17 protein-coding genes are annotated in these 23,504 nt (G+C 67.1%); 6 read left to right on the top strand and 11 right to left on the bottom strand.

Annotated elements, in window-relative coordinates:
- The first annotated feature begins 77 nt into the window (after window positions 1-77).
- Window positions 78-695 (top strand): TetR/AcrR family transcriptional regulator, encoded by a 618-nt coding sequence (locus ACERNI_RS04275; protein WP_448832023.1) that lies wholly within the window; start codon window positions 78-80, stop codon window positions 693-695.
- A 212-nt stretch (window positions 696-907) separates the two neighbouring features.
- On the opposite strand, the gene ACERNI_RS04270 is transcribed toward ACERNI_RS04275, so the two are convergent.
- The 7 genes from ACERNI_RS04270 to ACERNI_RS04240 form a co-directional block, all read right to left on the bottom strand.
- Window positions 908-1,672: a transporter substrate-binding domain-containing protein gene (locus ACERNI_RS04270; RefSeq protein ID WP_448832022.1), complete on the bottom strand. Its 765-nt coding sequence runs from the start codon at window positions 1,670-1,672 to the stop codon at window positions 908-910.
- A 79-nt stretch (window positions 1,673-1,751) separates the two neighbouring features.
- On the bottom strand, window positions 1,752-3,086 hold the full coding sequence (locus ACERNI_RS04265; RefSeq protein WP_448832021.1) for an LLM class flavin-dependent oxidoreductase: 1,335 nt from the start codon (window positions 3,084-3,086) through the stop codon (window positions 1,752-1,754).
- A 25-nt stretch (window positions 3,087-3,111) separates the two neighbouring features.
- A complete protein-coding gene (locus ACERNI_RS04260) occupies window positions 3,112-4,338 on the bottom strand; it encodes an acyl-CoA dehydrogenase family protein (RefSeq protein ID WP_448832020.1) in 1,227 nt (408 codons plus the stop codon).
- Window positions 4,339-4,376: 38 nt separating this feature from the next.
- Window positions 4,377-5,729: an LLM class flavin-dependent oxidoreductase gene (locus tag ACERNI_RS04255; protein ID WP_448832019.1), complete on the bottom strand. Its 1,353-nt coding sequence runs from the start codon at window positions 5,727-5,729 to the stop codon at window positions 4,377-4,379.
- A 285-nt stretch (window positions 5,730-6,014) separates the two neighbouring features.
- Window positions 6,015-7,433, bottom strand: a complete 1,419-nt coding sequence (locus tag ACERNI_RS04250; RefSeq protein WP_448832018.1) for an L-serine ammonia-lyase — start codon at window positions 7,431-7,433, stop codon at window positions 6,015-6,017.
- Window positions 7,433-8,602, bottom strand: a complete 1,170-nt coding sequence (locus ACERNI_RS04245; protein ID WP_448832017.1) for a M20 aminoacylase family protein — start codon at window positions 8,600-8,602, stop codon at window positions 7,433-7,435. The genes ACERNI_RS04250 and ACERNI_RS04245 overlap by 1 nt, the downstream gene beginning before the upstream one ends.
- Before the next feature lie 252 nt (window positions 8,603-8,854).
- On the bottom strand, window positions 8,855-10,201 hold the full coding sequence (locus ACERNI_RS04240; protein ID WP_448832016.1) for a DUF3100 domain-containing protein: 1,347 nt from the start codon (window positions 10,199-10,201) through the stop codon (window positions 8,855-8,857).
- Between the two features lie 155 nt (window positions 10,202-10,356).
- On the opposite strand from ACERNI_RS04240, the gene ACERNI_RS04235 reads away from it, so the two are divergent.
- The 4 genes from ACERNI_RS04235 (at window position 10,357) to ACERNI_RS04220 (ending at window position 13,728) form a co-directional block, all read left to right on the top strand.
- Complete coding sequence (locus tag ACERNI_RS04235) at window positions 10,357-11,262, top strand: LysR family transcriptional regulator (RefSeq protein WP_448832015.1); 906 nt, start codon at window positions 10,357-10,359, stop codon at window positions 11,260-11,262.
- 275 nt (window positions 11,263-11,537) lie between these two features.
- Window positions 11,538-12,188: an amino acid ABC transporter permease gene (locus ACERNI_RS04230; protein ID WP_448832014.1), complete on the top strand. Its 651-nt coding sequence runs from the start codon at window positions 11,538-11,540 to the stop codon at window positions 12,186-12,188.
- Between the two features lie 7 nt (window positions 12,189-12,195).
- Window positions 12,196-13,053: an amino acid ABC transporter ATP-binding protein gene (locus ACERNI_RS04225; RefSeq protein WP_448832013.1), complete on the top strand. Its 858-nt coding sequence runs from the start codon at window positions 12,196-12,198 to the stop codon at window positions 13,051-13,053.
- 3 nt (window positions 13,054-13,056) lie between these two features.
- Window positions 13,057-13,728 carry an amino acid ABC transporter permease gene (locus tag ACERNI_RS04220; protein WP_448832012.1) on the top strand — a complete coding sequence of 224 codons (672 nt, stop codon included), beginning with the start codon at window positions 13,057-13,059 and terminating at the stop codon, window positions 13,726-13,728.
- A gap of 220 nt (window positions 13,729-13,948) precedes the next feature.
- On the opposite strand, the gene pyc is transcribed toward ACERNI_RS04220, so the two are convergent.
- The 4 genes from pyc to ACERNI_RS04200 form a co-directional block, all read right to left on the bottom strand.
- Window positions 13,949-17,392, bottom strand: a complete 3,444-nt coding sequence (gene pyc, locus ACERNI_RS04215) for a pyruvate carboxylase (RefSeq protein WP_448832011.1) — start codon at window positions 17,390-17,392, stop codon at window positions 13,949-13,951.
- Between the two features lie 358 nt (window positions 17,393-17,750).
- Window positions 17,751-18,554, bottom strand: coding sequence for a heme ABC transporter ATP-binding protein (locus ACERNI_RS04210; RefSeq protein ID WP_448832010.1), 804 nt, complete (start codon window positions 18,552-18,554; stop codon window positions 17,751-17,753).
- A complete protein-coding gene (locus ACERNI_RS04205; RefSeq protein WP_448832009.1) occupies window positions 18,551-19,627 on the bottom strand; it encodes a FecCD family ABC transporter permease in 1,077 nt (358 codons plus the stop codon). The genes ACERNI_RS04210 and ACERNI_RS04205 overlap by 4 nt, the downstream gene beginning before the upstream one ends.
- Window positions 19,628-19,727: 100 nt before the next feature.
- Window positions 19,728-20,666 (bottom strand): heme/hemin ABC transporter substrate-binding protein, encoded by a 939-nt coding sequence (locus tag ACERNI_RS04200; RefSeq protein ID WP_448832008.1) that lies wholly within the window; start codon window positions 20,664-20,666, stop codon window positions 19,728-19,730.
- 714 nt (window positions 20,667-21,380) lie between these two features.
- On the opposite strand from ACERNI_RS04200, the gene ACERNI_RS04195 reads away from it, so the two are divergent.
- Window positions 21,381-23,498, top strand: a complete 2,118-nt coding sequence (locus ACERNI_RS04195) for a TonB-dependent hemoglobin/transferrin/lactoferrin family receptor (protein ID WP_448832007.1) — start codon at window positions 21,381-21,383, stop codon at window positions 23,496-23,498.
- The last annotated feature ends 6 nt before the right edge of the window (window positions 23,499-23,504 follow it).

Here is a 23,504-nt window from a genome sequence, read left to right as displayed (position 1 = left end):
GCGCGGTTTGTCATTTATCCATTTGTACCGTTTGCTATCCATTTGGTCAATCGCCCTGTTTCAGGTAGAGATGCGTCATGACCTCGATCCAGAAAGCCGGCGACGCCCAGCGTCCCGACGCCGACCTCACCGCCCGGGCGCGTATTCGCAACGCCGCCCTGGCCCTGTTCGCGCGCAAGGGCGCGCGGGGGGCCACCTTGCGGGAGATCGCCGAAGCGGCGGGCGTGACCCACGGGCTCGTGGTCCATCACTTTCGCAACAAGGATGGTCTGCGGCTGGCGGTGCAGGAGCACGTTATGGCGATGATCACCGACACCCTGAACGCCGTGCCCGTCACGGGCGGCGCGGCTGAATTCGGCCGCGCCCGCGATGCGAGCATCGCCAGGATGTATGCGGCGAACCCTGATCTGGCGCTGTATGTCCGCCGGGAAACGGCGGAGCTTGAACTGGGGGCGGGCGATCCGGAATTCATGCGCCAGCTGGCCGAAATGACGCTGAACCAGGTGCGGGGCCTGCGGGCGGCTGGCGCGGCGCGCAGCCAGGCTCCGGAGCACGAACAGGCCTTCGCCATCCTGCTCAGGCAGATGACGATCCAGCTGGTGCAGCCGCTCGGCGAGCGGCTGTGGGAGCATTTCCGGCAACGGGCCGATGAGGCGCCGCCAGAGGTCTCGGTGAAATTTGTGACGCCGCGCTAGATCGGCTTCCGGCCAGCGTGGACCGGAGAGGCTCAGCTATTCCGCCTCAGGTTCTCGCCTCTTGGGCGCGCCGCTGTCGCGGCTCCGTCTGGTCACCCGTCTCGCGACGCTGGCGCGCGGCCTGGGCGATGCGCCCGTCACATCACCGCCGGACGTCCGGCGGTGAAATCCTCGTCTGGCGGCCGTACGGGCCGCGCGCGGGACTGTCGCGCTTATTTAAGCCATTTGTCGATAATGGCCTGCCGCTCTTCGGGCTTCAGCTCGGTGGTCAGATATTTGTCCACGTCCTCCCGCAGCTTGCTGCCCTTGGGGAAAGCGAAGCCGAAGCGGTCGAAGCCGGTGAAGACATAGCTGTCCTGGATCGGCATGGTCTTGCGGTAGACCGAGGCGACGGTGCCATCAAGGAAGGCAAGGTCCAGATTGCCGTTGCGCAGGTCGGCCAGCACCTCGTTGTAGGAGGGATAAACCTTGACCTGGTCGAGCTTGTACTGGCCCTTCGGCTCAAGCGTGTTCTTGATGAAGTCGCTGTAGGCCATGCCGCGCGGATAGCCGATGCTGTACTTTTTCAGGTCATCGAGGTTGTCGATCTTGATATTGCGGTTCTTGAGGCTGACGAGGTTCCAGGTGTTGTCCATGTAAGGAATGGAGAAATCCATCACTTCCTTGCGCTTGTCCGTGATGGAGATGCCCGAGAACGCGATGTCGGCCTGGCCGGCGACCACCGCGCCCAGCATGCCCTGCCAGTCATAGGGGGTCAGCTTGATGGTGCAGCCGCGCTTCTTGCAGTAGCCCTCGATCAGTTCGAGATCGAGGCCGGTGGTCTTGCCGTTTTCCTCGTAGAGATTGGGCGGCGACGCCGGCGTCACCGCCGCGCGGATCACCTTGCCCTGCTCCTCCGATGAGCAGCCGGCGAGAACGAGAAGACACAGACCGGCAAGAACGGTGATTCCACGCATGTTGGCGTCGCTTTCAGACATGCGGCGTTGCGCCGCAACCCATGACGCCGAATCGTAACAAACAGGGCGCTGACCGGCAAGGCGGCGCGCGCGGCCAGGGTCACCCCGCCGCCCGGCGCAACGCGGGGCGCCGCCCCTCCGGCCGCGCCAGGCCAAAATGCGCGCGCAGGGTTGAGCCCGCATAGGCCTCGCGAAAAATCCCCTTCCGGCGCAGCAGCGGAACCACCTCGTCGACGAATACGTCGAGGCCATCGGGAACCACGTCTGGCATCAGGTTGAAGCCGTCGGCGGCGCCGGCGTGGAACCAGGCGGCGATATCGCCGGCGATCTGTTCGGGCGTTCCGACGATCAGCCGGTGGCCGATGCCGCCGCCGATGCGGCGGATGAGCTGGCGCACCGTCAGCCTGTGGGTCACCGACAATTCGATGAGGGCGCGCGAAAATGTTTGCCAGCCTTTGGCGTCGGTGAGCAGGGAGCCGGGCAGCGGCTGGTCCAGATCAAGGGTTTCCGGCTCCACGCCCAGCATCTTGGCGACGCGCTGCACGGCGAACTCCGGGGGGACCAGCGACCAAAGCCAGTCCTCGCGGCGGCGCGCCTCTTCTTCTGTCGCGCCGATCACCGTGGCGAGGCCCGGCAAAACGACGATCTCATCGCCGCGCCTGCCATATCGCGCCGCCCTGGCGCGAATGTCATCGGCGAACGCTTTGCCTTCGGGAATCGTATTGGCCACCGAGAACACGGCCTCGGCGTGACGCGCCGCCAGCTCGCGGCCGTCGTCCGAGCCGCCGGCCTGGACAATGACCGGATGCCCCTGCGGCGATCGCGGCACATTGAGCGCACCCTGGACGCTGTAGTGGCGCCCCACGTGATTCAGGTCGTGGATGCGGCTTTCGTCAGCGAAAACGCCGCTGGCCTGGTCGCCGACCAGGGCGCCGTCCTCCCAGCTGTTCCAGAGGCCCTTGACCACTTCGGTGAATTCGGCGGCGCGGGCGTAGCGCGCGCCATGTTCCGCCACGTCGTCGAAGCCGAAATTGCGCGAGGCGCGGGGATCGGCGGTCGTCACCACGTTGAGGCCGGCCCGGCCGCCGCTGACCAGGTCGAGGCTCGCGAAACGGCGGGCGATATTATAGGGCTCGTTATAGGACGTGGAGGCGGTGGCGATCAGGCCAATGTGGCTGGTGGCGCGGGCTACCGCCGCCAGAATCACCGTGGGTTCAAGGGCATAGAACGGCCTGTAGGCCGGCCGCTCGGTGATGGCCGGCACGTCGGCCAGGAAGATCGCGTCAAGGGTTCCGCGCTCCGCCGCCTGGGCCACGCGCACGTAATGGTCGGCGCTGATGAAGGCCTCCGCGCCCTGGGGCGTCGCCCGCCAGGCGGAGTTGAAGAAGCCGGCGGTGAGGATGTTGACGTTGAGGTGCAGCTGCCGTGCGCTCATGGAACTGGCTCCGGTGCGGGGGCGATCAGAAGAAGCCGAGTTTCGGCAATGGCGTTCCCGTCAGCTCCCATGCGCCGAGCGCCTGGGCTTTCAGGGTAGTGGGATTGTGGGAGGCCAGGGTGCGGGCGTTGCGCCAGTGCCGGTCGAGATTTTTGCCGCGCTGGGTGGCGGAGGCGCCGCCCACATCGAACAGGCGGGTGGCGCTGCGCAGGGTCAGTTCGTCCACCACCAGCTTGGCGCGCGCCGTCAGCACGGCGGCGTGGTGCGCCAGCTCCTCATCCGGTTCGCCGCGCACGCGGGCGCCGGAGAGAGCGTCATGGGCGTCGGCGGCGGCGAGGATCAGGGTTTCCGCCGTCCAGGCGTCGGCGCCGATGCGCCCGACGACTTCCTGCAACAGCGGATCGTCCTCCGGGCGTTCGGCGCTGGAGTAGTAGAAATTGCGGTCGCGCCGGCTGCGCACCAGATCGCCCGCGTCGGTCGCCACATTGCGCAGGATGCCGGCGACAATGGCCGTCACCAGCAGCTGGGCAAGGGTGTTGCTGTATGGCAGGCCAAAGCCGGAGCCGGGCTCATCCGGAAGAACCTCGTCGGCTTCGACGCGGACATTGTGCAGCACGGTGGAGCCTGAACCCGTGAGTCGCTGGCCCGCGCCATCCCAGTCATCCACCAGTTCGACGCCATCGCGGCGGGTCGGGAGCAGCACCGAAAGATTGCGGCCGTCCGGCCCGGCGGCGCGCACCAGCAGGATGTCGGAGAACAGCGCTCCGGTGCTGTAGAACTTGCGGCCATTGAGGCGGAAACCGGCGCCATCCGGCGTCAGCGCGGTGGCGTAGGTGCTGACGCCTCCGCCAACCTTGCCGGCGCCCTGTTCGGTCATGGCCAGGCCGACAATGGCGCCGGCGGCAATATCCGGCAGCCATTTCAGGGCGGCCCCCCGCGCCCCGGCGGGAAGGGCGAAGCGGTCCACGAACGACAGGTGGTTGCGCAGGATGTGGGCGACGTTCGGGTCGGCCGCCGCCAGGTCGAGCACAACGCGGAACAGGTCGCGGCTGCTGACGCCGAAGCCGCCGCTGGCGCGCGGCAGGCGCAGGGCGCCAAGACGGCTTTCCCGGACCCGGCGGATGACGTCGAAGGGCAGGATGCGGCCATGGTCGCGGTCGGCGGCGCCGGCGCGAATCCACGCGAACAGCTCGCTGAAGTCCGGCTTCACGGTTTCAAGCGAATGGATGGAGGAATGGGCAAGCTGGGACATGAGGGGGCCTGTCTGGATCGAAGCGCGCGGCGAACGGATCATTCCGCCGCATGGCGGCTGGAGCGGGCAAACTGGTTTTCTGGCCGTTTCAGGCCAAGGTTCTCGCGGAGGGTCTGGCCTTCGTATTCGGTGCGGAACAGGCCGCGGCGGCGCAGCTCGGGCACGACGCCTTCAATGAAATCGATCAGGCCGCCGGGCAGCGTCGGGGCCATGACGTTGAAGCCGTCGGCGCCGTAACCGGCGAAACGCTCCTCGAGCTGGTCGGCGATGTCCGCGGCGGTTCCAACCAGTTGCCAGTGGCCGCGCGCCCCGGCGATGCGCTCGTAAAGCTGGCGGATCGACAGGTTTTCGCGGTGCGCCAGTTCGGCCACGAGGGCCTGGCGGCTCTGGCTGGCGAGGGTTGGCGGCAATTCCGGCAGCGGACCGTCGGGGTCGCATCCGCGCAGATCAACGCCAAGCTGCACGCGCAGAAGTTCGAAACCGACCTCCGGCTGGAGCAGCGCCTGCAATTCATCGAACTTCGCCTGGGCTTCGGCGCGGGTGCGGCCGACCACCGGAAACACGCCGGGCATGATCTTCAGGTCTTCCGGGGCGCGCCCGTAACGGGCGAGCCGGCCCTTGACGTCGGCATGGAACGCCTGGGATTCGGCCAGGGTCTGCTGGGCGGTGAAGATCACCTCCGCCGTGCGCGCCGCCAGCTCCTTGCCAGGCCCCGACGAACCGGCCTGCACGACTACCGGATGGCCTTGGGGGGAGCGCGGAACGTTCAGCGGCCCCCTGACCCGGAAATGCGCGCCCTCATGCGCGAGAACGTGCATCTTCTCCAGATCGACATAGACGCCGCTCTCGCGGTCGCGCCGGAAGGCGTCGTCGTCGAAACTGTCCCAGAGGCCGCGCACCACGTCGGCGAACTCTTCGGCGCGCTGGTAGCGGCGGGCGTGTGGAACGGGCTCGGCGTGGCCGAAGTTGAGCGCCGCCTCCGGATCGTTCGAGGTCACCAGATTCCAGCCGGCGCGGCCGCTGCTGATGTGGTCGAGCGACGCGAACTGGCGGGCGAGGTTGAACGGATCGCTGAACGTGGTCGAGGCGGTGCCGATGAGGCCGATGCGGCTGGTGACCGCCGCGAGGGCAGAAAGAATGGTCAGCGGCTCGAACGGGGTTACGCCCGTATGGGCCTTGCGCGCCGCGCCATCGGGATGCAGCAGCCGCACATCGACGCTGTCGGCGAGGAACACCGCGTCGAACCTGGCTTCTTCGGCCAGCCGGGCAAAGCGGACATAATCCTCAAGCCTGTCGTCGCGCGCCGCCTCCGGATGACGCCACGCGGCGACGTGATGTCCGGAAATGTAATGGAACGCGTTCAGTCTGATGCGTTCGCCACGCCTGCCCATCGCCATACTCCAGCTGGTGCGGGCGATCCGGCTGGTGGCTCGCCCACGGGAACGCTCATGTTCCGGAAACGATGGTGCGGGGCGCGGAGGATGTTAGACAAGTAGTTGAAATAAATAATAAAAATATTCTGACGATCACGCTGGTGACAGAAAACTGTGCTGCCGGCGCTGCTCTGCGGGCAAGTTTTCGCCTCCAGATTTTCGCCGTCAGATTTTTGTCCCGCTACCCCGGGCGGGAAACCGGGCCGGCGCACCATGTCGCCGCCCCGCGCCAGAAACCGGCTCTCAGCATTCGACCACGTTGACCGCGAGGCCGCCGAGCGAGGTTTCCTTGTAGGTGGACTTCATGTCCTCGCCGGTCTGTTTCATGGTGCGGATCACCGCATCGAGGGAGACATGGTGAGCCCCGTCGCCGCGCAGGGCCATGCGGGCGGCGTTGATCGCCTTCACCGCACCCATGGCGTTGCGCTCGATACAGGGGATCTGCACCAGCCCGCCGACCGGATCGCAGGTCAGGCCCAGATTGTGCTCCATGCCGATTTCCGCGGCGTTCTCGATCTGCCCTGGCGCGCCGCCGAGAATGGCGGCGAGGCCGCCGGCGGCCATGGAACAGGCCACCCCGACCTCTCCCTGGCAACCGACCTCCGCCCCCGAGATCGAGGCGTTGGCCTTGTAAAGCAGGCCGATCGCCGCCGCCGTCAGCAGGTAGGCGACAACCTGATCGTCCGTGGCGCCGCCAGAAAATTTGTCGTGATAGTGCAGCACGGCCGGAATAATGCCGGCGGCGCCATTGGTCGGCGCCGTGACGACGCGGCCGCCGGCGGCGTTTTCCTCGTTCACCGCCATGGCGAAGGCGTTCACCCAGTCCATCGCCGCCAGCGGGTCGTCGCCGGTTGCCTCACGGCAGCCAGGCAGTTCGCGCGCCGTCAGCTTGCGATACAGCGCCGGCGCCCGGCGGCGCACCCGGAAGGGGCCAGGCAAATGGGGATCTTGCGGCTCGCCGCCGCCATTGTCATCGAGGCCGAAGCCGCGTCGCACGCAGGCCTGCATGACGCGCCAGAGGTGCAGCAGGTTGTCGCGCACCTCTGCTTCAGTGCGCCAGACGCTTTCGTTGGCCAGCATCACCCCGGCGATGCTCAGGCCGCTGGCGTGCGTCTGTGCCAGCAGGTCGGCGCCGCTGTGGAACGGGTAGGGCCAGCCGGCGGCGGCCGGCGGCTCCGTCGCCAGACCCGCGTCGCCGCCTTCGACGACGAAGCCGCCGCCGACGGAGAAATAGCAGCGGTCGGCAAGCATCTCGCCATCGTCGTCCGTGGCGACGAGGCGCATGGCGTTCGGGTGGTCTGGCAACGACTGCTCGCCCAGAAACACGATGTCGCGCTGGCGTTCAAAGGCGATGTCGCGGGCGCCGGCGAGTGGCAGGCGGCCGCTCTGGCGGATGTCGGCGAGCAGCAGCCTGACGCGCGCCGGATCGACCGTATCCGGCGCTTCGCCACACAGGCCCAGCATGGCGCCGACGTCGGTGGCGTGGCCGCGCCCGGTGGCGCCGAGCGAGCCGTAAAGGCAGACCTGCACCCGCCCGGTGCGGGACAGCAGGTTATCCCGGTCCAGCATCTCCACGAACAGCCTGGCGGCGCGCATGGGCCCCACCGTGTGTGAGCTCGAGGGGCCAATGCCGATCTTGAAGATGTCGAAGACCGACAGCATCAGCCAGCCGGAAGCTGCTGCTGCACGAGCTGCACCCAGAAGGCGGCGCCCATGGGCAGGATCGCGTCGTTGAAGTCGTAATAGGGATTGTGCAGCGCCGGATCGGATCCGGTTTCGCCGGCGCCGATGCAGATGTAGGCGCCAGGACGCTTCTGCAGCATGAAGGAGAAGTCTTCCGAACCCATCGACGGCTTGATGTTGGTGAGCACCTTGTCCCCGCCCACCAGCGCCGCTGCGGCGCGCGCGGCGGCGGCGGTTTCGTCAGCGGTGTTCACGACGCCCGGATAGCCGCGCATGTAGGTCAGATCGACGCGCGCGCCATGGGTCTGGCCGACGCCGGCGCAGATGTCGTTCATGATCGCCTCGACCCGGTCCTGAACCGCGGCGTCGAGCGTGCGCACGGTGCCGCGCAGCACCACGTTTTCGGGAATGACGTTCCAGGTGTCGCCGCCGTGGATCTGGGTGACCGTGACGACGGCTGAATCGATGGCGCCGATGCGGCGGCTGACGATGGTCTGCAGGGCGTTGATCAGGTTCGCGGCGATGACGATGGTGTCGATGCCGGTCTCAGGCGCGGCGGCGTGGCTGCCCTTGCCGGTGAGGCGGATCTCGAAACGGTCGAGGAAGGCGGTGGCGACGCCCTCGCGCACGGCGAACAGGCCGCGCGGGATCTGGGGGATATTGTGCATGCCGTAGACGGCGTCGGCCGGGAATTTCTCGAACAGCCCGTCCTCGACCATCTTCTTGCCGCCGCCCTCGTTTTCTTCGGCCGGCTGGAAAACGAAGTGGACCGTGCCCCTGAAGGCGCGGGTGCGGGCCAGATGGTGCGCCGCGCCCAGCAGCATCGAGGTGTGGCCGTCGTGGCCGCAGCCATGCATCTTGCCGGGCTTCAGCGACTTCCAGGCCGGATCACCCAGTTCCTCCAGGTCAAGGGCATCCATGTCGGCGCGCAGGGCGATGGACGGTCCTTCGCCATTCCTCAACGTGCCGACGACGCCCGTGCCGCCGAGGCCGCGATGCACCGGAATCTGCATCTCCTCCAGCGCGTCCGCGACGACCTGGGCGGTGCGGTGCTCCTCGAAGGCGGTCTCGGGATTGGCGTGCAGGTCATGCCGCCAAGCAAGCATGCGGGCGTGGATATCGTCGGCGATCCTGATGTCCTGGGGCATGTCTGGTCCTTTTGTCTGGGCAGAGCGAGCCGCCTGCCTGCAATCATCTTCCTGGCGTCGACCCCGGTGGCGGCGCAGCCAGGGCTGCCTTCGCGCAAGACATTTCACAAGACATTCCCATCTGGCGCCCGCCATGGAAACGCCTGTTGTCCCGTTATCTCAACGACACCCTGGGGGAGGCGCCAGCTTCCTGCGCGAGGCGCGGCTGGGGCCGGACGGGCCGCGCCGGGTCCCGCCCGGAGATTTCGATGTTCAGTGGAAGAACTCCGCCACCACCGTCGCGCCGAGGAAGGTGCCGGCGGCGGCGGTCAGCGACACCACGACGATACGCCAGCTCAGTTGCCGGAAAATCGGCAGGTCCCTGGCGACGGAGTAGCCGGCCAGCGCCAGCACCGGCGTGGTAAAGGCCATGAAGTTCAGCTTCTCGGTGTTTTCCACCAGGATGTGAGAGAACGGCAGCACGCCTGGAATGCCCAGCGGCGTGGTCAGCGCCACCATCAGGATGATGTGCGGCGCCTTCGGCAGCAGGCGGGCGACCAGCTCGACCAGGAAGATGACCACCAGCACGATGGCCAGGCCAATGAGCGACGCGCCGACCGGAACCTTGTAGGTGAGGGTATTGCCGATGAGCACGCCGCCAGCCACGATCAGCCAGGCCAGGATCCTGTCCTGCAGGCCAAACGGCGCCGGCTTCAGGTCTACGTCAGCGGCGCTGACCGTCGGGCCGACCTTGTCGGACTGGAACTTCGAGAACCGGCCGAGCACTGGCTCCAGCCTGTCGTAGAGCCACGAACACACCGGCAGGGTGACGAACAGCGCCACATAGAAGCCCATGACCGCGGTCATCAGGTTCGCCGCCGAGGCGATGGCGTGCAGCTCCTTGGTCATCGTGGCCGGATATTGGGCCGAAATCGCGCCAATGGCGGCGGCCATCATGCTGCCGGAGCCGACGCCGGCGCCCATGGCGAGGGAGCGGGGGTCGAAAATGTTCAGGCTGGTGATGAAGCCGGCCAGCAGGGCGATGAACAGGGCGCCGAGCACGGTGCCGGTGATGTATTCCGCCAGCACGCCGCGACCTTCCGGCGAAGCCATGCCGTATTTGTCGCCGATGATGACGAGATTGCCCTCGCGGCCAATCGAGAAGGTGGCGCCGACCGCCTCACGCTTGACGCCAAGCAGCAAGGCGAGCGGCAGACCGAGCACCAGGGTGCCGAAGCTGTGGCCAAGCTCCTGGAACAGCAGCGCCCAGCCGGCCTGACGTACGGCCGGCAGCGCGCCGCCGACGGTGAAAGCCATCTTGACGATGAACAGCAGCAGGCCCGCGTTCAGCAACTGGCCGGCGTAACCCTGGAGGCTGGTTCCGATGCGCAGGGGCGCCGGCAGGTAACGCCAGGCCACGCCCCAGATGGCGGCGAGCAGCAGCGCCCAGACCATGGGCTGCAGCAACACCATGCCGGGGCCCAGTTTGAACTTCACGACGCCGATCGTCTCCGCCAGGGCGACAACGATGAGCACTGCGGCAAGGATCTTGCCCTTGCTGAAGAAATCCCGCTCCGCCGGAATGTTTGCCGGAGCGGCGGTGACAGGCGTCGTCGTCATGTCTCTGAAATCCCGCGCTTGATGCTGCAGGCCCAGCGGAAAGCATGGCCGCAGTAAGTCCCGATTTCAGCTTCAAAGAAAGATGGTCTTGCATCAATGACGATGGATGTCAGATTATGTTGCAATTAATGCAACATTAACCAGGCCCTTCCGCCATGGACGCCAGGCTCGAATCACGGCGGACGCACTATTTTCTGCAGGTGCTGGACAGCGGCTCCGTGCGCGGCGCCGCCAGCGCCCTGGGCATGGACCCCTCAGCGATCAGCCGCGCGGTCAGCCAGCTGGAGCAGGAGTGCGGCGTCGCGCTCATCGAGCGCAAGGGCCGCGGCGTGGCCCCGACTGATGCAGGCCGGCTGCTGGCGGATTTCCTGCGCCGGCAAATCAGCGAGAAGCAGGGCCTGCTCGCCCAGATGGACAGCATCCGCAAGGTGGAGAGCGGGCATGTCGACATTATGACGGGTGAGGGCTATGTGCGCTGGCTGATGCGCGGCAGCCTGCGGCGCTTCATGCAGCAACACCCCCAAATATCCATCAGCCTGAACATTGGCGGCACGGACGAGATTGTCCGCGACGTCATTGATGAGCGGGCCCATATCGGCCTGATGTTCCATCCGCCCAAAGATGGCCGGCTACGCTCGCACCACGCCTTTTCGAACCCGATCCAGACCATGACGCTGCGCTCGCACCCGCTGGCCAGCCTGAACCGGCCGTTGCGGCTGGCGGATCTGGCGCCGTGGCCGGGCGCCATGCTGCACCCCAGCTTCGGCCTGCGCCAGCACATCCAGGCGGCCGAAGTCAGCGAAGGCGTGCGCCTGAATGTGGCGTTCACCACCGCGTCTTTTGAAGCGCTGGGGCAGTTTGTGCTGGGGGGACACGGCTATTCGCTGGCGTCGCGGCTCTCCATGTCGCCGGGCGACCGGGAGCGGGTGGCTTTCCTGCCGATGAAGAACGCCCTGCTGCAACGCGGCCGCTCGCACGTTATCACCCGCGAGGGCCGTCTTTTGCCGCCAGCAGCCGTGGCCTTGCTGCGCCATATCGTCGGGGACATGAAGTCCGCCTGAAGTTCGCCACGGCCAGAGCGCCTTATGGCCAGGGCGCTTTCCGGTCCGCAATCCCGGTTGCCGGCGATGGGCGGGCCGCACAAGGCAAACGGTTTCTTAACGCGAAGCAGTGTTCCATTTACCCTGAATCGCATGGGGCCTGTCGCGTTCATGCGGAACTGGACGAATGGTTCCCACATGCACGCACCTCCAGCCTCCCCGATGAGAGCAGGTTTCGCCGTCGACGCGGGCCCCCGCGACGGGCTGGTCCCGCCCGTGCGCTCCGGGTTCGCCGCATGAGCTTCCTGCAAATCCTGCTCCAGCTCGCCGGCGGCGTTGGCTACACCATCATGGTGACGGTGGCCTGCAGCCTCACCGGCGTCGTCGTCGGTCTCGGCGTCGCCATGCTCAGCCGGCTCGGCCTGCCCTGGCCCAGCGCCGCGCTCGGCGTCTTCACCTTCATCTTCCGCGCCGTGCCGGTGCTGGTGCTGCTGTTCATCGTGTTCTTCGGCCTGCCCAACGCCGGCCTGCGCGTGCCGCCGCTGGTCGCCATGATGCTGAGCCTCGGGGTGATCGCCGGCGCCTATCTGGCGGAGGTATTTCGCGGCGCCTTCGATTCGGTCGACGCCAGCGAGGTGCTGGCGGCGGAAGCCATGGGCCTCAGCCGGTTCCAGATCCTGCGGCTGATTGAAATTCCGCAAATGCTGCGTTTCGCCGTGCCCGGCATGATCAATGAATTCACCACGGTGCTGAAGTACTCGCCCTTCGCCTACACGGTCGGCATCCCCGACGTGATGAAGGAGGCCATGTCGCTGTCGGCGACGACCCTGCGCGGCGTCGAGATCTATCTGGCGGTGGGGATCATCTATTTCCTGATTTACAAACTCCTGGTCACGGGCGTCTGGGCGCTGGAGAAGCGCACGCGCATTCCTGGCCTGACGGGATAAAAACGCCATGACGCTGCTGTCGGTCCAGGACCTGAAGATGGAATATGACGGGCGGACGATCCTCGACGGCGTCAGTTTCGACCTGGCCGAGGGCGAGCTGAAGGTCATCATGGGCCCGTCCGGCTCTGGCAAATCCACATTGCTGCGCTGCCTCAACCGCCTGGCGACGCCAACAGGCGGGCGCGTGGTGTTCGAGGGCCGCGACGTGCTCGGCCCAGGCGTCGATGAGCGGGCCCTGCGCCAGCGCATTGGCTTCGTCTTCCAGAATTTCGCGCTCTACCGCCACCTGACGGCGTTGCAGAACGTCACCCTGGCGCTGCGCCACCTGCGCGGCCTGTCGGCGCCGGAGGCGGACGAACGGGCGCTGCGCCAGCTCGCCCGCATGAACATGCAGGCGCACGCCCACAAATATCCCGCGCAATTGTCCGGCGGCCAGAAGCAGCGCGTCGCCATCGCCCGCGCCCTGGCCATGGACCCGGCGGTGCTGTTCTTCGACGAGCCGACCTCGGCGCTCGATCCGCTGATGTCGCGCGAGGTGGTGAACATCCTGCACCAGCTGCGCCAGGAGCGGGTGTCGATGCTGTGTGTCACCCACGATCTTTATCTGGCGCGCGCCGCCGGCGGCCGGGTGATGTTCCTGGATGAGGGGCGCGTGCACGCCGAGGGCGAGGTGGACGAGTTGTTCGGTCCCAACGCCGACCCGCGCGTCCGCGCCTTCTTCCATCAGGAGTTGCAGCAGGCGCAAGCGGCGCAGCCCGTATTTCCGGCGCAGCCCAACCTGGCGGGGCAAGTTGACCTGGCGGGGGAAGCTGACCAGACGGGGCAATCCAACCTGGCGGGGCCTGCGGGCTCGCCGGAGCGCTGAGCGATGATCTCCTTTCTCGCCCAGATGCTGGAATACTGGCCGCAGGTGCTGGCGGGCCTCGGCAACACGCTGCTGCTGGCGGCGGTGATCAGCGTCACCGGCCTCGCCGGCGGCGTCGTGGTGTTCTACCTGGCGATCAGCGGTGGCCAGTTACGCCGGCGCCTGACGGAAGGCTACATCTCCTTCTTCATCGGCACGCCGCTGATCGTGCTGTTGTTCCTGATGTATTACGGCCTGCCGCAATGGGGGCTGAAGCTGACGCCGTTCACCGTGGCGGTCATCGGCTTCACCCTGAACGTCGCCGCCTACAACGCCCGCTATCTGATGACGGCGTTTCGCGGGCTCGATCCGGACGAACTGCAGGCGGCGCGCGCCCAGGGCTTCAGCGACATGCAGATCTTCCGGCTGGTAATCCTGCCGCAGGTCCTGCGCCTGTCGGTGCCGGCGCTGACCAATCAGGTGATTCTCAACCTCAAGGACAGCTCGATCGCCTTCCTGATCCAGTACGCGGAATTCTTCGCCCAGATGCAGGATCTCGCCATCCGCAGCTTCCGCTTCCTCGACGCCTACCTGGTCGCCGGCGCGGTCTATCTGGCGCTGGTCTCGGTGGTGGTCATCGCCGCCCGCTGGCTGGAGCGCCGCTATGTGCTGCCTGGCGTGCGCCGGGCGCGGTGACGCAAGACGGCCGGGTCATGCCCCGGCGCGGGCGCCCGCGCAGGCCTCACGCCCACAACGGCGGCCAGTGATCCGCCGCCAAAGACGCGAATGCCCGGGACAGGCCCGGGCATGACGTTGTTGTGCGTCTGTACGGTTGTGCGGCTTTGCGGTTGGGGTCGCTGGCGGGCGACTGAGACGCCGGGGCGAGGCCAGGGGCTCCCCAGCCTCGCGTCTGCGCCTATTCCAGCAGCAGCAGCAGGTCGCGCGCCTCCACATTGTCGCGCACGGCCACGGCCACATCGGTGACGACGCCGGCCCGGGGGGCGGCGAGGGTGGTTTCCATCTTCATGGCCTCGAGGGTCAGCAGCGGCGCGCCGGCCTCCACCTTCTGGCCCTTGCGCACGGCGATGGACGACACGGCGCCGGCCATCGGCGCCGCCACGTGGCTGGGGTCGCCGTCATCTGCCTTGCGCCGCGCCGTGGCGACGACGCGGCTGCGGTCGGCGACGCGGATGACGCGCGGCTGGCCGTTCAGTTCGAAGAACAGCTTCACATGCCCATCCGGCTCCGCCTCGCCAATGGCCTGGAGCAGAATGATCAGCGTCTTGCCCGGTTCGATCTCGGCGACGATCTCGTCGCCCGCCTTCATGCCGTTGAAAAACACCGGCGTCGGCAGCGACGCCAGCGGTCCGTAAGCGTCTGCCATCCGGGCATAATCGGCGAACACCTTCGGATACATCAGCCAGGAGGCCAGCTCCTGATCGTCGATCTGCCGGCCGACCTCGGCTTCCGCCTGCTTGCGCACGGCCTCAAGGTCCGCCTCGCCCAGCAGTGAAGCGGGGCGCACGGTGACCGGCTGCTGGCCGCGCAGGGCCTTTTTCTGCAGGGCTTCCGGCCAGCCGCCAACTGGCTGGCCAAGATCGCCCTTCAGCATCTCCACCACCGAGGCGGGGAAGGCGATCTCCCGCTCAGGATCAAGCACGTCGGCCGGGGTCAGCCCCTGGGCGACCATCATCAGGGCCATGTCGCCGACGACTTTCGACGACGGCGTCACCTTGATGATGTCGCCAAACAGGTCGTTGGCCTCGCGATAGGCCCGCGCCACCTCGTGCCAGCGCGTGTCCAGCCCCAGCGAGCGCGCCTGCTCCTTCAGATTAGTGAACTGGCCGCCAGGCATCTCGTGCAGATAGACCTCGGAGGCGCCAGCGCGCAGGTCGCTCTCGAATGGCGCGTACAGCGCCCGCACGCCCTCCCAATAGAAGCTGATGCGGCGGATGGCGTCGGCGTCGAGGCCGGAATCGCGCTCCGTGCCGCGCACCGCCTCCACCACCGAGCCGAGGCAGGGCTGCGAGGTCGCGCCCGACATGGCGTCGGTGGCGAGGTCCACCGCGTCCACCCCCGCCTCGATGGCGGTGATCACCGTGGCGCTGGCCGCGCCGGAGGTGTCGTGGGTGTGCAAATGGATCGGCAGGTCGGTGACGTCGCGCAGCGCCTTGATCAGGGCGCGCGCCGCCGGCGGCCGCAGCAGGCCGGCCATGTCCTTGATGGCCAGCACATGGCAGCCCGCCGCCTCCAGCTCCTTCGCCAGGCCGGCGTAATAGTTAAGGGAATATTTGGCCCGGTCCGGGTCGAACACGTCGCCGGTGTAGCAGATGGCGCCCTCGGCGATCTTGCCGGCCTCCGCCACGGCGTCGATGGCGACGCGCATGTTCTCCACCCAGTTCAGGCAGTCGAAAATGCGGAACAGGTCGACGCCGCCCTCCGCCGCCTGGCGGATGAAGTGGCGCACGACGTTGTCGGGATAATTGGTGTAGCCGACGCCATTGGCCCCGCGCAGCAGCATCTGCAGCAGCAGGTTGGGCGCGCGCTGGCGAATGCCGGCGAGGCGCTCCCACGGGTCCTCGGTGAGGAAGCGCATGGCCACGTCGAAGGTGGCGCCGCCCCAGCACTCCAGCGACAGCAGGCCGGGCAGGCCGCTGGCGTAAGAACTGGCGGCGGGCAGCAGGTCGGCGCTGCGCATGCGCGTCGCCAGCAGCGACTGGTGGGCGTCGCGCATGGTGGTGTCGGTGATGAGCACCCGCTGCTGTTCGCGCATCCAGCGGCCGAAGTCGCGCGGGCCCAGCCGGTCAAGCAACTGCTTCGTCCCGTCGGGAATGGCGCCGCTGAACGTGGGCGCTTCGGGCGTGCGCAGGTCAGTGGCGACGCCGCTGCGACCCTTCATCTCCGGGTGGCCGTTGACGGTCACGTCGGCGATGGAGCGCAGCAGCTTGGTGGCGCGGTCGCGGCGCGGCGTCAGGTTGAACAGTTCCGGCGTGTTGTCGATGAACCGGGTGGTGTAGTTCATCGCCCGGAAATCGGGGTGGGCCAGCACGGCCTCGAGGAACGGCAGATTGGTGGCGACGCCGCGAATGCGATACTCGCGCAACGTGCGGTCCATGCGGGCGATCACTTCGTCCGGCTTTGGCGCCCAGACGGTGACCTTCTCCAGCATGGCGTCATAGAACGGCGTTACCACGGCGCCGGAATAGGCGGTGCCGCCGTCAACGCGCACGCCGAAGCCGGAAGCGCCGCGATAGGCGGTGATGCGGCCATAGTCCGGCGCGAAGCCGCGCTCCGGGTCCTCGGTGGTGACGCGGCACTGCATGGCGTGGCCGGCGAGGCGGATTTTCTCCTGGGGCGGAATTCCCGTCTCTTCCATCACGCCGATGCGGCCGCCCTCGGCGATGCGGATCTGCGCCTTGACGATGTCGAGGCCGGTAACGACCTCGGTGATGGTGTGCTCGACCTGGATGCGCGGATTGACCTCGATGAAGTAGAAGGCGCCGGTGTCGGCGTCCATCAGGAACTCAACGGTGCCCGCGCCGCAATAATTGGTGGCGCGACCGATGGCCAGCGCCGCCTGGGCGAGTTGCTCGCGGGTTGCGTTGTCGAGATAGGGCGCGGGCGCGCGCTCGATCACCTTCTGGTGGCGACGCTGGATCGTGCAGTCACGCTCAAACAGATGCACCAGATTGCCGTGGGAATCGCCGAGAAGCTGCACCTCGACATGGCGGGCGCGTCGCACCAGCTTTTCCAGATAGACCTCGTCCTTGCCGAACGCCGCCTTCGCTTCGCGTCGCGCCGCCGCCACCGCGTCCAGCAACTGGTCGGCGCCGTCGATGGGCCGCATGCCGCGCCCGCCGCCGCCCCAGCTGGCCTTGAGCATCACCGGATAGCCAACCGCCGCGGCAAGGCGCAGCACCTCGTCGTCGTTGTCGGGCAAGGGATCGGTGGCCGGCATCACCGGCGCGTTGACCGACACGGCCAGATTGCGCGCCGCCACCTTGTTGCCGAGCTGGCGCATGGTGTCGGGCGAGGGGCCAATGAAGATGATGCCCGCCGCCGCGCAGGCCTCGGCGAACTCAGGGCTCTCCGACAGGAAGCCATAACCGGGGTGGATGGCGTCGACCCGCGCCTTCACGGCGATGTCGATGATCGAATCAATGTCGAGATAGGCCTGGAGCGGCCCCTTGCCAGCTCCGACCCGATAGGCCTCGTCCGCTTTGAACCGGTGGAGCGACAGCCGGTCTTCCTCGGCGTAGATCGCCACCGTCTCGATGCCCAGCTCTGTCGCCGCGCGAAAAACGCGGATGGCGATTTCAGAACGGTTGGCGACCATCAGCCGCTTGATACGCTTCCCCATCTCGACCCTTGTTACCCGATTGTTGTTCACACCAGTTTGCAATATCCGCAACCTGCGCCGCCTCGGGAAGGGCTTATTCTGCGAAGAATTGCGGATATGTGCCTCCGACGATGCGAAGTTTGCAAAATTCGGCCGCGCCAGCATGACGAACCGTAAGGGTGCGCGCGTGCGGCCCTGCCCGGAAAAGCGATGCGCCACAGGGGGGCAGCTGCGCCGGCGGCTTCTTCTGGCGCGCGCATGGCCGGAGAAAGCGCAATCCACTTTTCAGAAGGCAATCCACCGTATCCCGTGCGCCCGGCTGCCTGGTTACGCCGGGGCGGCGGCAGGCGCGCTTGCCGGTCCAGGGCTTCGTCCGCCGCTATGGCAGGCGATAGGCGAAGGTGGGGATGCCGCTGCGGGCCTGGAGAATCTCGGTCTCGACGCCAAACACCTGGCGCACCCAATCCGGCGTCAGCACCGCATCCGGCGCGCCCTGGGCGACGATCTCGCCATTGCGCATCAGCAGGATGGCGTCGGCGCAGGATGACGCCAGGCTGAGATCGTGCAGCACCGCGAATACCGCGACGCCGCTGTCGGCCAGGCGCCGCGCCTCGCGAATCAGCAGCAGCTGGTGATGGATGTCGAGGCTGGCGGTCGGCTCGTCCAGAAACAGCGCCTGGGGCAGGTCGTCCCGCTTCGTCGCGGCGCGACCGGCCGCGAGCTGGGCGATGGCGCGGGCGAAATGCACGCGCTGGCGTTCGCCGCCGGACAGCGTCTCATAGCTGCGGTCTGTCAGATGGCCGACGTCGGCGCCGGCCAGGCTGCTGTCGATGATCGTCGCAGCCGCGGCGCGCGGCAGCTTGCGGCCCACGGTCTCCATGCCGAGACGGACGACCTCCGCCACCGTGAACGGAAAGCCGAGACTGGAGGCCTGGGGCAGCACGGCGCGTGACGCCGCCAGCCGCCATGGCGGGATGCTGGCAAGCTCCGCGCCATCCCACAGGACGCGGCCGCCGGTTGGCGCCAGCTCGCCGCAGCACAGGCGCAGCAGGGTTGATTTGCCGGCGCCATTCGGGCCGATGGCAACGGTCATCTGGCCGGGGCGCAGCGTCATGCTGGCCTGGTTGAGCAGGGTTTTGCCGCGCACGCCATAGCTGGCGGCGGAAAGGGTCAGCAGGTTCATGCGAACGTCCCCCTGCCGCCGCGCAGCAGCAGCCAGAGAAAGAACGGCGCGCCTACCGCGGCGGTGAGAATGCCGATCGGCAGTTCGGACGGCGAAACCAGCAGCCGCGCCAGCACATCGGCGCCCACCAGCAGCGAGCCGCCGAGCAGCGCGCTGGCCGGCAGCAGCACCCGGTGATCGGGCCCGCAGGCCAGACGGATGACATGGGGCACGACAATGCCGACAAAGCCGATGGCCCCACAGGCCGCCACCGCGACGCCGACGGCCAGCGCCGTCAGCAGGATGGCCAGGCGCTTGAGGCGCTGCACCGCGACGCCGACGTGATAGGCCTCCGCCTCGCCCAGCAGCAGCGCGTTGAGGCCGCGCGCCAGCGCCGGCGCCGCGACGATCACCAGCAACACCGCCGGCGCCACCGCCGCCACCTTGGTCCAGGTGGCGCCGCCGAGGCTGCCGAGCGACCAGAAGGTGAGATCGCGCAATTGCCGGTCATCGGCCATGTAGACCAGCAGGCCGGTGAGCGCGCCGGCAAGCGCCGCCAGCGCCACGCCGGCCAGCAGCATGGTGGTGACGGATGTGCGCCCCTGGCGCGTGGCGATGACATACAGCACGGTGGTGGTGACCAGGCCGCCCAAAAACGCGGCCGCCGGCAGGATGGCGAACGGCAGGGTGGTCCCCGCCGGCCAGAAGGCGGCGATCAGCCGGTCGCCGACGACGATCGAGGCCGCCGCCGCCAGCGCCGCGCCGGATGACACGCCAACAAGGCTGGGATCGGCGAGGGGGTTGCGAAACAGCCCCTGCATCAGCGCGCCGGACACCGCCAGCGCCGCCCCGGCCAGCAGGCCAAGCAGGGTGCGCGGGGCGCGGATGTCGAACAGCACCAGGGCTTCGCGCGGCGTCGCCGTCTGGTCGGTGAGGCCGAGGCCGCCGGCGAAAATGGCGAGCACCCGCCGGGGGCTGATGTCAACGGCGCCCGCGCCCAGAGACAGCACGACGACGGCCGCCATCAGCAGCGCCAGCGTGATGAACAGCAGCATCGCTCCTGGCCTGAACGCGGTGGTTCCCGATCCCTGCATGATGACTCAATCCCCGGGCGGCGTCAGCGGGCGCCGCGCCTTCGCATTATTTTCGCGCATTATTCTCGCGCGCCGTCTTGTGCTGGCCGTTGGCAACGGTTCAGCGGGCGTCCTTCAGCTCCGGGTAGAGCGCGCTGAAAACCTCCAGCGCCGCGTCCGGGGCGCGCGGGCCAAAGCCCAGCAGGTAAAGACCGTCGAGGCTGACCAGCCGCTGCGTCTTCGCCGCCGGGGTGGCGGACAGCGCCGGCGCCTTGAACACGTCGCCGGCGGCGTGCTGGCGCGGGCCGCCGCTCATCATCAGGATCACGTCTGGCGCGGCCTCGATCACCGCCTCGTCGGTCATCGGCTTGTAGCCCTGGAAACCACTGGCGACGTTCTCGCCGCCGGCAAGGCGGATCATGCCATCGGCGCTGGTGCCGGCGCCGCCGACCATGGGGCGGCCGTTTTGCAGGCTGAGGATGAACATCACCCGCGCCGGCCTCGTGATCTTTTTGCGCTTTTCCGCGAGGGCGGCGAACTTGTCCCGCACCTGCTGTTCGAGCTTGCCGGCGGCGTCCTGGGCGCCCGTGACCGCGCCAACGGTGGCGATGCGTTCGAGCACGCCCTGCTCGGTCGCAGCTTCTGGCGCGCGCACGATGCGCACGCCGGCCTGGGAAACCAGCGTCAGCGCCTCAGGGGGGCCGCCGCCTTCCTGCAACAGCAGCACGTCCGGCTGCAACGACAGGATGCCCTCGGGAGATAGCTGGCGCACATAGCCGATGCTGGCCTTGTCTTTCTGCGCCACAGCCGGGAACGTGCTGGTGGTGTCGACGCCGACGATCCGGTCGCCCTGCCCCAGCGCATAAGCGATTTCCGTCAGGGCCCCGCCGGCGACGACGATCCGCTTCGCGGGCGCCCCGGCGGCGGCGTTCGCCGCTCGTCCGGCGAGGATGAGCGGGACGCCTGCAAGCGCCGCGCCCATCAGCCCGCGTCGGGTGAGGCGCGGGGCGTTTGCCCGGGCCAGCGGTTGCGTAATCTCGCGCCTTGTCTGGTCGGCCATGGCTGACGTCCCGTCTGTTGTTGCCGTTTGGTGTTGCCGGGCTGGCCGGCGCCGGAGCAGCCCCGGCCCTGGCGGCCGCGCCGCCCATGCTCCGGAGCCACACGAATCAGGAAGGCAGGACCTGCCGCCGCCACAGGGGAGGCGCTGGCAGTCTGACTGTGGTGGAACAGGATCTGCGCCAGGCTCCGGGTCAAACCCGGCGCCGCGACATGTCGATGTGTCTGCATCGCCACGGGCTGGCGGCGATCCGTTCCAGCGCCTCCATACAGGCAAGGTGCGTACAGTTACAGTTAAACTTTGCAGAGTTTCGCATTGGCGTGTGATCTCCGGTTCGCCGGACGACGGCGCGCCACGGCTCTTGTGTAGAAAAAATGCGTATTATTAACAGCATGATATGCCATGGCCCGGCGTATTCGTGGCCCGGCGCCAGGCCTGGCGCGCGCCCATGCGCCGCCCTCATGGGGAAGGGATTCGGGCAAGGGATTGCGAGATTTCACTTTAGATTCATTCTGAAGTTTGCCTGTATTTGGAAATGGAACGAATCTAAAGTGTGTTTTCAGTTTTAAATCATTATAATTTAGAAGTAATATTGTGTTTGACTCGTGTATTTCCAGAACTTACGGAGGGGCAGAGGCGTTGCCGCACGATCGCCGCTGCGAAGGTCAGCAGAGCGCGGGCGGAAACCGTAACTGTCAAACATTCGGGATCTGGGCGATGCGCAAAGGTGCGTGCGGGGCGCTGTTTCTGTCTGCGTCACTTCTGGCCATCACGGTCGCAACTGCGGACGAAATCAAACTCGACACGATTTCGGTCACAGCGACCCGTGTCGAACAGAAGGCGATTGATCAGCTGGCCGGCGTCAGCATCGTCAATCGCGACGAAATCGAGCGGTTCAATCCGTCGCGTATTTCCGACGTCCTGCGTGAGATTCCCGGCGTCTGGAGCCAGGAAAACGCCAATGATCCGGCGCAGTCGATCAACATTCGCGGTTTGCAGGACTTTGGCCGCGTGGCGGTGCTGGTTGACGGCGCCCGCCAGAATTATGGCGTCAGCGGCCACAACGCCAATGGCCAGTTCTACCTCGATCCCGAGCTGATCAGCCGCGTTGACGTGACGCGCGGTCCGGTGTCATCGATCTATGGCTCCGGCGCCATTGGCGGCGTGGTGCTGTTCCAGACGCGCGGCATCAACGATCTGCTCAAGCCTGATGAGAAGGTCGGCGTCGAGCAGCGCCTGGTGCTGGGGACAAACGGCGCGGGCTTCCTGTCCAGCAGCGCCGTCGGCGCCAGGATTGGCGGCGTCGCCGATGTCTATGGCCAGTTCCTCACCCGTCAGACCTACAACTACAAGGACGGCGCCGGCACGGTGATCAACGACACCGGCAGCGAAGTCGCGAGCGGCCTGTTCAAGGTGAACATTCGCCCGGCCGAGGGGCACGAGATCTCGGCGACGGCCCTGCGCCAGAACTACGGCTTCAGCAACAGCGGCTCCAGCAACCAGGGCGCGCGTTTCGACAACGTGCTCAACACCGGCACCTACACCCTGGGCTACCGCTTCCGCAGCCCCGAGACGCCGCTTATTGACCTGAACATGAAGGTCTACGCCAACGACACCACCATGTCGCAGCGTTACATGGCCAATTCGCCCAGCGGCACGTACGGCGCGCTCGGCGCCACGCCGGGACTGAGCCGCATCATTTATGACCAGAAGACCACCGGCTTCGACATCTTCAATACGTCGAAGTTCCAGACCGGCGCCCTGTCGCATACCCTGACCTATGGCGGCGACGGCGTCTGGGACAAGGTCAACAGCTGGGACACCGCGGGTGGTTTTGGCTCGGCGTTCACGCCGGGCGGCGAGCGCACCCTGTTCGGCCTCTATGTCCAGGACGAGATCCGCTACAGCAGCTGGCTGCGCGTGGTCGGCGGCGTCCGTTATGACCATTACGAACTGACCAGCCCGACAACCGGCAGCGACGGCGGCCGGGTGTCGCCCAAGTTCACCATCGGCGTGACGCCTGTCACCGGCCTTGAGCTGTACGCCACTTACGCCGAGGCTTACCGCGCGCCGACCATCACCGAAACGCTGATCGAGGGATATCATCCGTTCCCGGCGTTCCGGATGCTGCCGAACCCAAACCTCAGGCCCGAGGTGGCGCACAATCTCGAGGCGGGCGTCAACCTGAAGTACAACGACGTGCTGAAGGCCGGCGACACCTTCCGCGCCAAGGCGACGGTGTTCCGCAACGAGATCGATGACTATATCGGCTTCACCAACGCCGATACCTCGACCCTGGTCGCCTTCATCCCCGGCATGCCCAATTCGGTGTGCGCGCTGCTGCCGCCGGCCCAGGCGCGGCGCCTGTGCGCGCTGATGCCGGACCAGCAGTACCAGAACTTCGGCAAGGTCCGGCTCACTGGCGCCGAGCTGGAAGCCGCCTATGACTGGGGCTGGGGCTTCACCACCATTGCTGGCACCTATGTGCGCGGCAAGGACCAGGACACGGGCTATGGCCTTGCGTCCGTGCCGCCGAACCGGATTTCCGGCACCCTGGGCTTCCGGTTCCTCGACAACCGCCTGACGGTTGGCGGCCGCGTCACCGGCGTCTTTGGCAAGAGCCGCCGCAACCTGCCGCCGGACCAGGTTGACCTGGCGACGCCTGGCTACGGTCTCGTCGATCTGTTCGCCTCCTACAGCTTCAATGACTGGGTGCGGGCGGACGTCTCGGTGCAGAACCTGTTTGACAAGCGTTACACCCAGTATCTGAACTACACGTCGAACCCCGGCATGCAGGCCAAGGCCGGGTTGACGATCAAATTTGCCTCGCATTGAGGCGCG

It is taken from the genome of Camelimonas sp. ID_303_24, from assembly GCF_053543495.1.
Note: the sequence above shows the minus strand (reverse complement) of the source record. Positions and strands in the feature narration are given on the sequence as shown.

Bases quoted from the DNA above. Each gene is read 5' to 3' on its own strand.
- ACERNI_RS04275 (WP_448832023.1), top strand. From the start codon at position 78: ATGACCTCGATCCAGAAAGCCGGCGACGCCCAGCGTCCCGACGCCGAC.
- ACERNI_RS04270 (WP_448832022.1), bottom strand. From the start codon at position 1,672: ATGTCTGAAAGCGACGCCAACATGCGTGGAATCACCGTTCTTGCCGGT.
- ACERNI_RS04265 (WP_448832021.1), bottom strand. From the start codon at position 3,086: ATGAGCGCACGGCAGCTGCACCTCAACGTCAACATCCTCACCGCCGGC.
- ACERNI_RS04260 (WP_448832020.1), bottom strand. From the start codon at position 4,338: ATGTCCCAGCTTGCCCATTCCTCCATCCATTCGCTTGAAACCGTGAAG.
- ACERNI_RS04255 (WP_448832019.1), bottom strand. From the start codon at position 5,729: ATGGGCAGGCGTGGCGAACGCATCAGACTGAACGCGTTCCATTACATT.
- ACERNI_RS04250 (WP_448832018.1), bottom strand. From the start codon at position 7,433: ATGCTGTCGGTCTTCGACATCTTCAAGATCGGCATTGGCCCCTCGAGC.
- ACERNI_RS04245 (WP_448832017.1), bottom strand. From the start codon at position 8,602: ATGCCCCAGGACATCAGGATCGCCGACGATATCCACGCCCGCATGCTT.
- ACERNI_RS04240 (WP_448832016.1), bottom strand. From the start codon at position 10,201: ATGACGACGACGCCTGTCACCGCCGCTCCGGCAAACATTCCGGCGGAG.
- ACERNI_RS04235 (WP_448832015.1), top strand. From the start codon at position 10,357: ATGGACGCCAGGCTCGAATCACGGCGGACGCACTATTTTCTGCAGGTG.
- ACERNI_RS04230 (WP_448832014.1), top strand. From the start codon at position 11,538: ATGAGCTTCCTGCAAATCCTGCTCCAGCTCGCCGGCGGCGTTGGCTAC.
- ACERNI_RS04225 (WP_448832013.1), top strand. From the start codon at position 12,196: ATGACGCTGCTGTCGGTCCAGGACCTGAAGATGGAATATGACGGGCGG.
- ACERNI_RS04220 (WP_448832012.1), top strand. From the start codon at position 13,057: ATGATCTCCTTTCTCGCCCAGATGCTGGAATACTGGCCGCAGGTGCTG.
- pyc (WP_448832011.1), bottom strand. From the start codon at position 17,392: ATGGGGAAGCGTATCAAGCGGCTGATGGTCGCCAACCGTTCTGAAATC.
- ACERNI_RS04210 (WP_448832010.1), bottom strand. From the start codon at position 18,554: ATGAACCTGCTGACCCTTTCCGCCGCCAGCTATGGCGTGCGCGGCAAA.
- ACERNI_RS04205 (WP_448832009.1), bottom strand. From the start codon at position 19,627: ATGCAGGGATCGGGAACCACCGCGTTCAGGCCAGGAGCGATGCTGCTG.
- ACERNI_RS04200 (WP_448832008.1), bottom strand. From the start codon at position 20,666: ATGGCCGACCAGACAAGGCGCGAGATTACGCAACCGCTGGCCCGGGCA.
- ACERNI_RS04195 (WP_448832007.1), top strand. From the start codon at position 21,381: ATGCGCAAAGGTGCGTGCGGGGCGCTGTTTCTGTCTGCGTCACTTCTG.